Annotated in this window: 9 protein-coding genes and 1 pseudogene; 1 reads left to right on the forward strand and 9 read right to left on the reverse strand. The window is 42.2% G+C overall.

Translation table 11 applies throughout. The features are described 5' to 3' along the window. Positions 1-115: 115 nt before the first annotated feature. The 3 genes from F9817_RS16085 to F9817_RS16095 form a co-directional block, all read right to left on the reverse strand. Positions 116-3,043 carry a P-loop NTPase gene (locus F9817_RS16085; protein ID WP_161157179.1) on the reverse strand — a complete coding sequence of 976 codons (2,928 nt, stop codon included), beginning with the start codon at positions 3,041-3,043 and terminating at the stop codon, positions 116-118. A gap of 95 nt (positions 3,044-3,138) precedes the next feature. Next, the gene (gene gmtX / locus F9817_RS16090; protein WP_202436493.1) at positions 3,139-3,294 is read right to left on the reverse strand and encodes a gamma-mobile-trio protein GmtX; all 156 of its coding nucleotides are present in this window, start codon (positions 3,292-3,294) and stop codon (positions 3,139-3,141) included. A 366-nt stretch (positions 3,295-3,660) separates the two neighbouring features. Beyond that, complete coding sequence (locus F9817_RS16095; RefSeq protein WP_161157180.1) at positions 3,661-4,686, reverse strand: IS110 family RNA-guided transposase; 1,026 nt, start codon at positions 4,684-4,686, stop codon at positions 3,661-3,663. Positions 4,687-4,913: 227 nt separating this feature from the next. Here F9817_RS16095 and F9817_RS16100 point away from each other — a divergent pair, with 227 nt between their 5' ends. Further along, complete coding sequence (locus F9817_RS16100; protein ID WP_161157181.1) at positions 4,914-5,876, forward strand: transposase; 963 nt, start codon at positions 4,914-4,916, stop codon at positions 5,874-5,876. Between the two features lie 464 nt (positions 5,877-6,340). Here the strand turns inward: F9817_RS16100 and comJ are convergent, their stop codons facing one another. The 6 genes and pseudogenes from comJ to F9817_RS24550 form a co-directional block, all read right to left on the reverse strand. Then, entirely contained in the window at positions 6,341-6,757 is a 417-nt protein-coding gene (comJ, locus tag F9817_RS16105; protein WP_161157182.1) for a competence protein ComJ, read from the reverse strand. Beyond that, the gene (locus F9817_RS24310) at positions 6,758-11,566 is read right to left on the reverse strand and encodes a DUF6531 domain-containing protein (protein ID WP_161157183.1); all 4,809 of its coding nucleotides are present in this window, start codon (positions 11,564-11,566) and stop codon (positions 6,758-6,760) included. Further along, positions 11,563-12,474 carry a DUF4123 domain-containing protein gene (locus F9817_RS16115; protein ID WP_161157184.1) on the reverse strand — a complete coding sequence of 304 codons (912 nt, stop codon included), beginning with the start codon at positions 12,472-12,474 and terminating at the stop codon, positions 11,563-11,565. The genes F9817_RS24310 and F9817_RS16115 overlap by 4 nt, the downstream gene beginning before the upstream one ends. Continuing rightward, the gene (locus F9817_RS16120; protein ID WP_161157185.1) at positions 12,471-13,454 is read right to left on the reverse strand and encodes a DUF4123 domain-containing protein; all 984 of its coding nucleotides are present in this window, start codon (positions 13,452-13,454) and stop codon (positions 12,471-12,473) included. The genes F9817_RS16115 and F9817_RS16120 overlap by 4 nt, the downstream gene beginning before the upstream one ends. Further along, positions 13,451-14,359, reverse strand: coding sequence for an ankyrin repeat domain-containing protein (locus F9817_RS16125; RefSeq protein WP_345789738.1), 909 nt, complete (start codon positions 14,357-14,359; stop codon positions 13,451-13,453). Before F9817_RS16125 ends, F9817_RS16120 begins: the two co-directional genes overlap by 4 nt. 382 nt (positions 14,360-14,741) lie before the next feature. Continuing rightward, positions 14,742-15,038 (reverse strand): annotated as a pseudogene (locus F9817_RS24550) (PAAR domain-containing protein); the annotation flags it as partial.

Below are 15,038 nucleotides of genomic sequence, written 5' to 3' on the forward strand. Positions count from 1 at the left end.
CGCAGCTACTCCCACTCTCTCTGCTAGTTTTAGGGCTTCTGCTTTAAATTCAGGGGAATGTTTAATTCTAGTTTTCTTAGTTGTCATTGTTCACCTCGTTAGTGATTGTACTCACTTAACTCAGTGTCCAAAACAGCTGGAGCGGATCATTTCCTAACAAAACACCTCGAACAGAATGTCGAGTTTTAGGTGGAAGTCTTATGGTTTTTAACTTTTCCAATTGTTCCTTATAATCTTTATACTTACCATTAATATAAAGTTGTCTACAATACCATAATTGATTAATTATATTTTTATCACCATCAGTAAACGATCGTCGCCAGTGATGCTCTGCGCTCTGCTTCTCATCCCTATCATATAAAGAATATATTCTTGCTAATCCAGCATGAGCACTTTTATCTAATGGATTTGCATCAAGAGTTCTATTTAATACTTCTTTTGCTTTTTCTACATTAGGGATATCACCTGATAAATATATTTGACTTAACCTATTCGATAAGAAACCATTAGCAGGATTAATTTTATGAGCATGTTCTAAAGCAGTAAGAGCTCGTTTATCATCAGATACCAGTCGGGCAAAACTAGCTTCTTCNGATAAAATTATCTCATCATCAGGAAAATTATTTAATGCCTTTTGTATAATATTTTCAGCATTTTTAATAGCATCTGTAATTATTTCTACATCTTCATTATGAATAACATCTTCTAATCTTTGTAGTGCAATCTTGCACTGAGTATCAAATGAATGTGAGGTTGTTTTATCTTGTTGAGATATATCTTTAGCTATGCGTTCTGCTTTGTTTAATAGCCTTTCTTTATCTAACCCAGTAGCCTTTTTAGCTCTCGCCAACTCTAATTCAGCCCATGAATGACGGATTGAAGGATTATACTTTGCAAACTTTTCCGCAAGATTTAAATAATCTTCTGATTTTTTAAAGTCTGGTGATTTTTTTCGCATATAAAAAATGCCGATCTGTTGATAATAATAGTCATCATCACCACATACATCGCCTATTTGGCTATATATTTTTTCAATTCTATCTTCAGAGTTAAAAACTTCCGATAAATGTCTATATTTTATTAACTCTCTAAATGCAGCTCTATCAGCACTATAACCAATATCTAAATTCTTTAATAAAGATAGATATATATCAAGCCGTTCATCTTCTGTTCCTAAAGCATAATCAAAAACCATATCTGCAATTATTGGATGTCGCGCAACATAAGCATTATCCATAGCAGCTTCATATCTAGTAACTTTTACAACAGATTCTAAAGGTGAGAAAAATCGTTCTGTAAATTCTTCAAAACTTACATCATGAACCCTGTTTATAATCCCTGCTCTTACCTGAACGTTAAATCTATTCATAATGCATATAGTTCTATAAATTAATTGGGCTTTTCTGGGGACAATATTGTCATATTCATTTCTTATAATTTGTTCAAATGGTTTCCCCATTGTCACTTCATGTAATGCAACTAAAATTTGACGCCCAGCCTTTTCAGAAAAAGCCTCTTTCCTTTTCTCTAACGAAAGACTTTTTAATTCTCCTAACGCATTATGACGATCCAACAGTTCAATAAGTCTTTCTATTTCTTTGAATGATAAATAGCCAACTTCTAGTTTATCGGATAAGATACTTTGTAACGGTACACATTCAATATTCCATTCATTAGTCCGTTCGGAAGCAATACAAGTAATTGCTAATGATGCATGATTGAATTTATAACTTAAAGCTAGAAGATCGTGAATATGATTAGAGGCTTTATCTATAAATAAAAATATTCTTTCTCCAACTTTTTCTGCTATTTCAATTAATACATCAACTGGTATTCTTTCATTCGAATCCCAATATAAACATACTTTGTCATAATCAATTGCAGAATCCCATGCGACTCTGCGAAGAATTACAGACTTACCTGAACCAGCAAATCCAGATAGATGAAATAATTCAAAAAACGTTGTATCTCTTTCTATTTCGTCTGCAAGGATAATGTCCGATATAATTTCATCAGAAATACGTCTTCTCACATCAAGCTCTTGTGCTATTGGGGCCCAACTCTGAGAATATCCCTTATAAAACATCTTTGGATTGACACTATCTATAGCCATAGAACCATTTACATATATCAATGAGTTTGATAATTCAGAGATAGCTTTAGGAGTTAAAGATGATTCATTTGATATAAATTTTCTTTCAATAGGATGCTGTTGTTCATTTGATGAAAGTACAACTCGTTCAATTTCTGAAATTTTATCATCCAATGCCGCCATAAAATCTTTAAACGTACCATTTATAAGGGTAACCCGCTTGCCTTCCCACATTCTCTCATGTCGTTCATTGAAATCTAACATTAGAGCGTAGTATCTTGGTCTACTTCGTGTAATCTCTTGTATTTCTAGCAATATTTGACGAATATCAGAATCTTCTAAGCTATGGCCGATAAAAAGAATAGTATGACTAGCACCTAAAGATTTAAGGCGCTCAAAAAGAGTAGTTCTTTTGTGTCTATGAGTAACATATTGATCTATAGTTAAAATAAGTTCAGGATCAACTTCATCTATATGAGATATACATCCATGTAGCTTTATATATGCTAAATCCTCTGGAGGTTTAACCAATGAATCCATACGATCTGTTGTTCGTATTATTGGGACTAGATGCTGGCATTCTTCAGTATATCGATCGTATGCTTTCTCAATAAGTAAGTCGTAATTTGTAGTAAAGATATTCGACCATTTATATTTAGGAAGTTGATTATGGAAGTCTGCTGGTTCAAAATCTCGAAATATTTCCCAAATAAATTGTTGAACGGTAACTAAGTCAGATTCTGAAATTGACAACTCAGCTACAGTTGCAAGAGAAAGCTCTTTATCCTTTCCACCAAGGAATCGATCACATAGTGCTTCTTTTAATTTTACAGCACTATACATACTTTTATCACCAGACTTAGTAGTTGTTCCCATAGAGGCCCCTGCCCCCAAGAACAATATTACTTTCCCTCGTTTTATTTCGTTAATTAAGTTATCAGGAATATCCATATTACATCAGCAGGCCCCACAATTACTTACGAATAGTCAACTTATCACATATCAACATACGAGATAAATGTCTTAACTCACTATTTCTATGATCATTAACTAAAAAGTACCTTCTTCAATGAATTAACATAACCACGCTTATACACTTCAGTTCCATATTCATCCTTAACCTGTCCCGTAGGCATGACAACCCAACGTTGACTATCCATAAATTTATCTGAAATTGCTGCTCTTAAGGCTTCAAGCTCCATCGGTGACAAATCCAAACAAATTTAATAAGGACATATATGGTCACTTCGTCTGAGTCAATAAAATTAAAGATCGTTTAGCTATGTCATACACGCTCCTTGCAGGCAGCATTAAGTCATACGTAATGAAAATCGGCCTTATAACATATATCCGGCGTCTGAATGATACTTTCGCGTATCGCGCCCTAATGAGTTTCAAAAAGTCTTACCCGCCTTTATCACACACGATGCCTTTTATGGCAGTAGTCCTTGCAGAGGTTCCGGGTAAGACATTGGTCGTTTAATTCATTACTGTGCTTTTTTGCCGTTAGACTGCAGAGTTCCTTTAAATGGGTTCGTTACTTTGAGTTCGTCACTAAAATTTGCTTGTTAGTAACATACTTTTTCCTGACTGAAGGCTTCATCATGAGCCAATATATGCCAAATGACTCTCGCTAGTTTATTCGCCACGGCAACGACACACTTTCCTCTAGGCATTCTTTGTTTTAATTGTCTAAGCCAGAGGTTAAAGGGGGTATCCGTTTTTTCACAATGAATGATGAGAATATGGCTTCCTTGTATTAGTAACCGGCGTAGTGCTGAGTTTCCTCGCTTGGTTATATTCCCAAGACGGTTAGTTTCGCCGCTCGCATATTGCTTAGGTGTTAATCCAATCCATGCTGAAAATTGTCGGCCATTTTTAAAGGCGCTGGCATCATTGACAAACGCATGAATAGCAGAAGAGATAATTGGGCCAACACCTGGTATCTGGGAAATACGCTGATGAGAGGGTTTGTTTTGAATTAGTGATTCAATTTTAGTTTCAATTTCTTTGATTTGATTAGAAATGGCTAAGATATTGTCGTTTATTTGATGAAAGAATTCTCGGGAGATATTGGATAGTTCATTGTTGGGATTTTCAAGAACATCAGGGAGTAATTTTCGAAGATGAACATACCCTTTAGGCATCACTTCACCATACTCAGCTAACAACCCCCGAAGCTGATTACTCAAAGCATTCTTCTGACGAATAAGGAGTTGTCTAATTTGGAAAAGAGACTGAATATCTTGTTGTTCAACGGATTTGATTTCAACGAATCGAATTTTAGGTCGAAGAGCCGCTTCAGCAATGGCTAGCGCATCATTCCTATCGTTTTTCCCTCCCACAACAAAAGGTTTTACCATGAATGCAGGAACACATTTAACAGTATGACCAAGAGCCTGAATGCGACGCCCCCAAGGGTTAGAAGAATAGCAGGCTTCCGTGACAACCAACGTGGGTTCAAATAGAGCCAGTTCTTGGAGAAGTTGGGTTCTTTTCACCTTTTTATTGAATAGCACTTGCCTTTTTTCATCTAACGCACAGATTTGAAAAACATTTTTTGCCAAATCGATACTAATTACGCTACATTTCATGGTGGTCACTCCGTATTCAATTGATTGTTTATATCACTTCAATCATGGCACATTGCGATGCCTATTGACGGAGTGACCATCCCATCACACACCCTAACATGTGTTCACTAAACCACTCTAGTTACCCGATATTTCTTTGATTTCAGGCGTAAGTTGTCGCTCGGTTTATATCGTATCTATCGTAAATTCATCATGATTGATAACTCTTATATTGCCCGAGACAGCATATGACAACGGCCAGATCTCAACTCATTTGTCCTGAAGTGACACCTTACTATCACTGTGTTTCGCGTTGTGTACGCCGCTCTTTCCTCTGTGGCAAAGATGGTGTCACCGGCAAGTCTTACGAACACCGCAGGGCTTGGGTTGAACAACGTATGCTGGCTCTCACTTCCGTCTATTGTATTCGGATTTGTTCTTACGCCATTATGAGTAATCATTACCACCTCGTAGCATTTATTGATAAAGAAGCCGCTCTCTCCCTTTCAGACCTAGAAGTCGTTGAACGATGGTGCAGTGAACATCAAATCCCTAACATTATTCAACGTTGGCTGGCAAACCAAATCTCGTCCAAAGCCGAATCATACACTTGCAGCCAACTGATTAAGACTTGGCGTCACCGCTTGTATTCCCTAAGTTGGTTTATGAGAGAGCTTAACTATGACATTGCCGTGCAAGCTAATAAAGAAGACCAATGCACTGGCCGTTTTTGGGAAGGGCGATTTAAATCTCAAGCCTTATTAGACGAAAAAGCGCTGCTTTCCGCCATGGCCTATGTCGATCTCAATCCTATAAGAGCAAAAATGGCTGACTCACCTGAACAATCCGATCACACTTCGATACAAGCTCGATTGGGTAGCTTAGAACGTGGCGAAACCCACACTCCATCGCTCGCTAACTTTATGGGACATGAACACCAAGATAAGCATCAGGGGATACCATTTCGTTTGATGGATTATATTGAGTTAGTCGATTGGGTAGGAAGGCAAATAAGAGACGATAAGCGCGGGCATATCAATAACCGCATACCCGTCATACTCGAACGGTTGTCCCTCCCCCAACAAGAATGTTTAACGCTATGTACTGAACTAGAGAAGAAGCCCAGAGCTTGGGTTGGTTCAACCATAGAACTCCAAAATGCCAAAGCTAAGCTCGGTAGAAAAAGAATGCTGGGTCTGACGATTTCTTAATAAATAGAACACCCAACCTATAGACTGCGACAGCATATTCTGTTTTTCACTACACCTATAATCACCTTTCTACTTAAAACAATAACTTAACTAATACCAATAATTTCAATCATCCCTGAATAGGCTGTGCGTTACTTTACCTGCAGACTCTTTGAGTTAGAACCTTTAACACAACAATATTTAACGGTGTGTGCCCCATTTAAATTCGTCGTGGGCAAAAACCCTCTTTACGTTCTACTTTTTGTAATGCCCGACCATACTCATCGTAGTGGTAGGTAAATTATATTCTTCTATTAATCATACCGTTAGTCAAAAAGGCAAGATACAAGATCTGCCCTGTTTTTTGACACTAACCATTTTATTTTTGCGACTAAACTACAAATTAAAAGTACGCTCCTAATTATTTTTATTAAAAATAATTAAAAAATGAGTTTATAATTTACCAATAGGAATAGTTTTACCTTTTACCCCACCAAAATCATCACNTCATTAACTTTAATCAAAGTAAAATTATAACAAATCTCTTCTAACTCTAATATATCAAAGTATAATTCATACATACCACTATCAATATTTATATTAACTTCATATCTTTCAAATGCAGATGCTATGTATAATTTTTCTTTACTAGAATATTTAAATGGAACTTTTATCGAACGCTGAATATCACTATTTAAATTATGACTATCTTCTAAATAAATTGAAACTTTAGCACCAAAAGCGTCATCAGGAAGAGGATCAAAAGAAACAAAACTTTCAAAAATCAGCGCTCCTAACTCTATATTTACTTTGCCCCAGTCACAATAATCCTCTCTGTAAGGTGTATTCTCTAACCTAATTTGATTGTGCGATATCATAAGATCAAATTCTTTAATTAACATTTACTTTATCCTAAATAAAATTCGCGTGCCATCTGGTAATTCAGATAATGCATTACCGATACTTGAACCTGCCCCTCTATTATCAGAAGGATCAATATATCTTACACTAGCTCCTTCCCCCCCCTCCTTAAACATAGCCATAGGCCATTCATCGCGGTCTTTACCTGTCATAGTTTTAATACCTTTTAAACTCGTTTTTCTATTTGCCTTAGCCAGAGTTCTGTCTATCGTAACTACATTAGGGTGTCCTTTATCAATTGCATCTTTAATGTGTTTAGCCGTTTCTGGATAAACAGAGCTATCTAACTCTAAAACATAATCACAATCGCTACTATTAGAACTTTGCATAACCCAACAACCAGCCAATCCATAAGGATCTCCCCACTCCATCGGGTTATGCACATACGCTTGAGGTCGCAATCCGCCCAGCATCCCTATTGGGTCTGAGCTGAGATACTGGCCGCTGTCGGCATCGTAATAACGATTTAAGTTATAGTAAAGCCCGGATTCTTTATCTTCAAGTTGACCTTGATAACGCAGGTCACAGTGTACTGGGTCGTTGGCGGCATCTTCAAATAGCCGCTTCACATTACTCTGTAATGTTTGAGTATGGCGATGCCATAAGCTTTGTTCGCCACGCCACACAATATCACCGTCTTCTGCGCACAGCTCCCGTGGGGTACCGGCGTGGTCGGTCACCACGTAATGCAGTTTTTCAATAGCGAGCGTATGGTTAGTATCAACTTGCGCGACCGGTCTAAACGAGCCCGGTTCGTATATATATTCTGTGCTTTGTAAGGCTTCACCATTAGCCGTTTTCAGCGTTTGCTGAATCACCTGCGCGCCATCGTAAAGATAGTGCACTTGGTGGCTCGCTTGTGCACCTTGTTCACACTCTTTGGCGACTCGTCGCCCAAAGGCATCGTAGCGGTAGCGCCAGCGTTCCCCGCTTGGCAGCTCGATGCGGGTTAAGCGGTCATGCTCATCCCACGTAAAGCGAGTCGCTTGTGGGCGAAAGCCCTCTTTACGTTCTACTTTTTGTATTGCCCGACCACACTCATCGTAATGGTAGGTAAAGCGCCCCACTTGCACCACTCGCCCTGCGTTATCGTAGTGGCGTGCTTCTTTGGTCAGTATCGCTTGGCTAATCGGCACCACATTATCGGTGTATTGTGTGGCACTGGCCGTTTCATTTAAGTTCAGTTCGCTGTCGTAACCAAACAAGGTCACAAATTGGCGTTGGCTGCCCTTGTGGGGTGTAAAAGTGCGTTGGGTGATTTGGCCATTACGGTTAAGCTCAAAGCGTTCACTACCCCAGTGGCTATCATCAATGCCCACTAAGCGGTCGAGGTTATCGTAGTGGTATTCCCGTAACGCTTGTGGCATCCCTGTGATAGTGTGCGTACCCAAGCGCTGCGCTTGTAATCGCCCTTTCTCATCCCAATCGTGATGTAGGTGAAAACCTTGGCCATTTAAGCGTTGCTGCTCTAACCCCATGGGGGTGTAGTTAAACTGTAACGCTTGGTGGTTACCCACTTGCAGCCCAGCTAGCTGACCTTGTTGCCATTGGTATTGGCGTGGAGTGTGAGTGCCGGTCAGTTGTTCGCGATAGCCCGCTTTATCATAATGGTGAGTCAACGGCACGCCACCTAGGCTCTCTTGCAACAGTTGACCACCTAAGCTGTATTGCATCACCACGTCAATATCGCCGTTTTCTGCACTGATTAAACGCCCGGCATCGTCATACTCATACCAAGTGCGACTGGTGCGTTCACCCTGTGGGTCGAAGGTGTGGTTTTCGGTTAACTGTCCATCTTGGTTATAGAGGTAGGTTAAGGCGTGTTGGTCGGGCTTGGTGTGTTGCACCAACCGCCCTGCCAAGTCGTATTGGTAACGCTCTTGACGTCCATCGTAATGGCGCTCGGTATGAATGCGACCACAGGCATCAAACTCATAACGCCACTGGCGACCTTGGCTGTTGGTGACCCCAGCAAACTCCGCCATCGGGTTGTAGTGATACTGGGTGACCGAACCCATTGGGTCCGTCGCCGAGAGCAGTTTATCAAACGCCCCATAAGTAAAGGTTGATGCATTACCCAGCGCATCCGTTACCTTAATAAGGTTGCCTTCAATGTCGTATTTAAAGCTGGCGTGGGTACCATCTTCATACCACACTTGGCTTGGCATGCGCTGCGCATCTTCATAGCGCCAGCGACGGGTTTGATTGGCGATAGTGCGCGCTTCTAAGCGGCCTAACGTGTCATAAGCAAAACTCACCGCTTCACCCATCTCTGGGCGTAACTGCACTAAGCGACCAAAGTCGTCATAATCATAACGAACCGCAAGCGCATCAGGGCCTTGGCTTAACGTGCGTAAACCGTGCTCATTGTATTCATAACACCATTGATGACCATCCGGGTCGGTTACTGATTTGAGAGTGCCCGCAACGTGATACTCTAACGCCCAACTGGCGCCCAATGGATTGACATAAGCTGTTAGCTGCCCAGCATCATTGTATAGATATTGGTGAGCAATGCCTGAAGGTAATGTGACCGAAGTGAGGTTACCTAACGCATCGTAAGTGTATTCCGTGCGCTCTCCAAGTGGATTGACGATGGCGGAAAGCAACTCGCCTTGCCACTCTTGCAAGGTTTCAGCGCCATCGGCAGCCACTACTTTTATGGCACGATTCCGCTCATCCAGATGGTATTGCACCACCCCGCCCAACGCATCATGGTGGTAAGTAATATGGCGCTCATCATCATAGCGCACTTTATCCCACCAAAAATCGCCAGAGCAACGTGTCGCAATCGCCCGCCCTTGCTCGTCAAAATCGTGCTCAACCCAGGTATGGGCTAAGTCATCCCAGCGAATAAGATAACCTTGTTTGTCGTATTGATAATCAAAGTTACAGCCGGGGCCTGCGCGCACTTGTAATAGACTGCCATACGCATCGTAATCGTACGTCGCCAATGTTTCTAAAGGCTCACCGCTTGCATCACACAAGATTACCGATTCAATTCGGCGTTGTTGGGTCGCGACTTTGACATAGCGTCCATCGGCCAACAACACACCTTTGAGTGTGCCACGGTCGTAAACGAATTCGGTTTCATGACCAAACCCGTCGGTAATTTTGCTCAGTTTAAGGGTATTGCCCAATGCATACCCAAACCGATATTGCAGGCCAGACACATTCGTTAGGGTGAAATCAAACCCATCACGCTGCAGAACCCAACCAGGCTTACGCATAGAAAGTGCCGGTTCATCTGCGCTAGGAAGCGGGAACAGTGCTCGGCTATGATCATAATCGACCCATTCTGCCTCTGAGCCATTGATCTCTAAGCTGATATCCCAATTGGTGCGCCACAAACGGCCCAATAAACCAGCTTCACGTTTACCTGTCGACTGGTAATAACGAGTCATCGAGAGAGGCATTAGACCATCGACGGTGAAATCGGTACGAGTTTCTAGCATTTTACCCGTGTTTAAATCGATAGGTTCCGTTCCAGTGCATTCATGTGTATTGGTGCTTGCTGCCGATTCACTTTCTGTAACCTTAGCTTCTCTGGACGCTTGTGCACTACCATCGCCATGGGTTAAGTCGGCCTTACCAGCATTGAGTTGCTGAGCATCTTTCAATGTTTTTTTCGGCGCACTCGTTCCGGTAATTCGCGTGGTCACTTTCCCAATGAATTTTTCCACTTGCTTGATAAGCCAGTTGATCATTTGATCGATTTTTTTCTCGAGCGTTTCCATCGCTTTAATGATGCCTTCAAAAGCACCCGCAGCGAGTTTGACGATCCAACTGTCACTTTCGTTGACGACTTTCTTTAAGCCATCAATAATTTGATCCATCAGACTGAGTGCTTTTTTAGCGTATTCTTTTAAGGTACTAGCTAACCCTTTTAGGTACTTAACGATATTGCCGTTGGATAACCCACGCAGAATTTTAATAGCAAACTGAATCGACCGTGAATCGGATTTTTTCAAGGCGTTAATGATCGCTTTGCCGGTTTTTTTTGTCGCATCACCAAGACCAGGGATAAAACCAATTAATACCAAAGCGCCTTCAGCCCAGTGCCAAGTATCGAGATTTTTTCCTTCGTAGGTTCGCCAACCCCAGTCGCCTAGATCGTAAAGATCCATGGCTTGCCCAACGACAGGGACAAACCCCAAAGCAATTTGACAGAAAAGCAAAATCGCACTGTTATCTTGAGCATGACCCGCTAATTCCCCAGCCAAACTACAGTGCATTTTGTTGACTGCTATGCGCAGTTCTGTCGGGCCTTGGTTTATCTTGTAATACAGTTTCCAGAAACGGTCGTAGGCTTTTTCATACTTATCAGGCACATTCCAAGTATCGCGATCGACATCGACGTGGCTATTGCTGCTATCATCCGCATCGTAAACCAAACATCCCGCCTTACGCAGTAAGGTAAAGAGCGCAAAATATTCACCAGCGAGTGCTGCATATTGAGGGTTCTTTTGAATGACAGGGTTATTTTCGGCCACTGATGTTGGCTTGAATTCATCACTCCCTTCCCCAAGCAACAATTCGTAACCACCACAGCCCATGTTAGTGACTTTGCACATCCCATTGGCATCAGTTTGTCCGGAAATTTCCGTTTTATTGCTGTCGGTTAAAACAAAAGAGGCATTCCCAATGGGCTTATCATTGTCATAGTGATAACGAATAAAAATTTCACACCCACATTCCACACAACCGCCATCAAGGACATTGTCAGTAGAAAAGTTTTGTTTCGCGGCCTCTGCACTAGACAATAATTCGGCCTTTTTACTGTCACTCATGATGGTGTTGATTCCTCATCGATATGGTTGACCGCCTCTGCGACTAAGCGATCCATGCGGCTTTCATTGCCCACAAATTGGGGCGATTGCAAAATGGGTTGCGCCCAAGGGGCAAGATAAAATGTGTCGCCTAATAGCACCGTTAGGCTTAAAAAAGTGGCGACTTCAGCCTGTTGTTGAAAACCCAACTGGCGTGCCTGTTCCACATGGGTTTGAATAAAGGTTTGCCAAGCATCTTGGTCCCAGTCATGGGTGATTTTGTGCTGCTGAAATAGGTGATCCTGATACTGTTGGAAGATCTTACGTTCATTCCACCAGCTTAAGGCTTGATATTGAGTGTCATCTAAGCGATTAGGCATCACCATTGGTGTGCTAGAGAGTGGGAAATCACAATGGCGCACCATTGCATTGTCATCCCCAGTTGACCAATATCCGATCGTTTTAAGTGGCCCTTGCAGATCAGGAAGGCGTTCATTTGGTGTCGCGTTCCACAACACGTTAAAAATATCCCAATCAGTTAATCGCAAAATGATGGTGTCTTGATTTGGCAGCTCAGCCAATGTCCATGCGCGAAAATGCAGCATCACCAACCGAATTTGTTCATCAAGCTCATAAGAATGGAAAGACTCATGAAGCTGCACGGCTACGCCCCAATGGGGTATGGAAGTAATATTGTCACTCAACCATTGCCACTCAGGCATTGGCAATAAGTAGGGAGAAATGGAGGCATGTTGCTCTCCCATTTGTCCCCAATAAAGGCGTTGTTCCATCACTCTATCATCGGCGACCAAACTGCGTACGTTACTGTTTATCGCAGCATCCGCGATAATAAACCATCCCGGCTGTTGCAGGTCTTTCTCCCAGTCTCCCATCGCAACGAGAGCGGTACCATTGAGATGTTCGTTCATGGTAATAATCTCGCCTCGCCTTCAATGCCTAACCAAAATTCGGTTCGGTAGTCTTCAAGCTCAACCTCACCAGCCTGCACTTTCTCATAGAATTTACCGATTGCTTTACGCAGTGTGAAATGGCCTAACATTTGCTGAAATAGCGGGTGTTCATAGAAACGGTCAGCAATATAAAAGCGATATAACGCAAAGGTCTGAGCATCCAACTTGGAAACATCTCGATATCGCTGGGTGGCTATCTCCATTCCCTCGTAGAATTGCTCTGCCACCTTATCTCTAGATAAGATCCATGCCGAGTTAGGGGCAATTTTGCGATAGGTTTGATCAATGATTCTTTCAAGCTGTTCGGGATAATAAAATTGGTCATGCTGCTCTTGAGTCAGAGTAATCGGAAAACTCGCAGCGTCTTCTTCACTAAGCTCATCGAGTTTGACAGCGCCTTGCTTAATTTCACACTCACGCAACCGGATAACGCCGTCTTCTCGAATCGGATAGTAAACCGCGTCATGCTGACCAATAAAAGCCAGCTTTTGCGCTGGTGTTAAAATCTCAAACCAACGAGGCAGCACTTTTTCATCATAAAAGCGCAGCATCATGGTCTTGTCGTCAGCACTGATAAAATAAACCCACTGCTGCCAATGTTGAGCCAGCGATTCAAATGAACCATCAAATACACCCACAAAACCCAAACGCTCTGCTAAATCTTCGTTTTCGCACAGCCAGTAATACAAGGTTTCTCCGGGATTACCGTCAGTGACTGAGATTAAGATGGGAGCCACCTTTTCCAAATAAGCCAGAGGTGTCCCAGTGACTAACGAGCACCACTGCACATCATCTCGATATTGCATGGTGTCCCAGAATTCTTTGGCAGCGGGAAAGAGTGCTTGCTCAAACAACAAATACACCAATTTCCCCGCAGCGTTATCGAGCACAGGGAATAGTGGATTTGGATGTGGTTCAACAAGTGGGAATTGGTTCAAAACTGATGCTCTATACCGTAACGTTCTTTCAAAATAGCTTCATCTTGACGCTTAACCTCATCCGAAGGCCCTTTTACAAAAGGATTCACCCCTTCTATTTTGCATTCACTACGTGGGTAATACCCTGAAGGCTCCTTACAGAAAACAATATCTCGAACAAAGCGCTCTCCCCATGGAGAAAGGGCTGGAAACTTAACACCTTGAGATATTAGTTTTTCCTTAATCTGTAACATCGTCTGGTAAGCTTTCGAGTTAGGATCTATATGCTCTAATTCGAACTCCACACTATAAGTTACCGATATTCCTGCTGAGGTAACATAATGACCGTCAGCGCCATGGTCGAGTAAGTACAAAGCATTTTTAAATTGAACCGATAGCATACCGAATATCGGAGTTTCTCCTTTTTCATTAAGAGCGTTCACGTCCACACCGTATTGCACCAACACCGGCAATGAGTTCGATTCATCGATATTATGACTATGAAATATCAGCGGATCTCCTTCTTCGTTTAAATTAGGATCCATGCCTGATTGCAATAGCACCTCTAACGCTTTTGCATCAGGGTGCCACATAGAAATGTAACCCGCATTACCTTGTTCGGGAATGTCAATAGAAGGATCACTGCCCAGCTCCATCAACACCTTAATTGCATCCAATTTATTGGCAATAACCGCATAAACTAATAATGTGACTCCATGCTCACCCCGTGCATTAATATCATCCAGTTGCGATGCGAGCTGCTTTATTTTTTCAATATCCTGACTATTAACGGCTTGCGCCACCTCTAGCATGGGGCCAGAAAATAGATCTTTCGGGTTGATTTTATTACTCATTTTTTTAACTACTCCGCCAACAACTATGGTCAGTGCCATCACGATAACAGCAACAATTACCCACTTAATCACTGCTTCACCTCACTTGCTAATTGGTGCAAATCGCCCACTTTGAGTTCTTCAAGCGATTAACAAGTGGAAATGGCAGCACTTTCTATTCTCACACTTTTGACGTAGAAGATGTCGAACTAGCTTTGTTACTCGAACTGCTGGTTAACTTGCTAGAGCTTGCTGACGTTGAAGCTGATTTTGACAAGGTGTTATCTACCGCTAAATCCACTGCCGTACTCGTTAATTGTTCCTGAATCAGGTCACTGAACATATCGGAAGAGAATACAGGACTATTCCAGACCGCTGATATGGGTTCGGCCAATGGCAATATCTTTAAGAATGTAGATTGCTCTTGCGCCGCTCCTTCACCGCATGATTGCGTTGTAGAACTGTAGGGCGTGTCACCAATTAAAACGTCACCCGAACCAGAAGCAACCGAACCACCACAATCAATCGCATCCCCCACGCGGGCCGCGGGTTTACCGTTAATCGACACCGTTGAAGAGCCAGCATTGATCGTTCGTCCATGCACACCATGAACCACATAAGGACACGGGCATGCATGTAATAAAGCGGCATCCCCCTTTCGAGCAGCCGGTTTACCATTAATCGATACATCGGAACTACCGGCAATAATGGCGGTTGGTGGAAAACAACCGTGCCCCCCCGCAGTATCGCCAAGCCTTGCTGCTTTAGGCAT

This window comes from Vibrio eleionomae, from assembly GCF_009874545.1.
Taxonomy (GTDB): domain Bacteria; phylum Pseudomonadota; class Gammaproteobacteria; order Enterobacterales; family Vibrionaceae; genus Vibrio; species Vibrio nitrifigilis.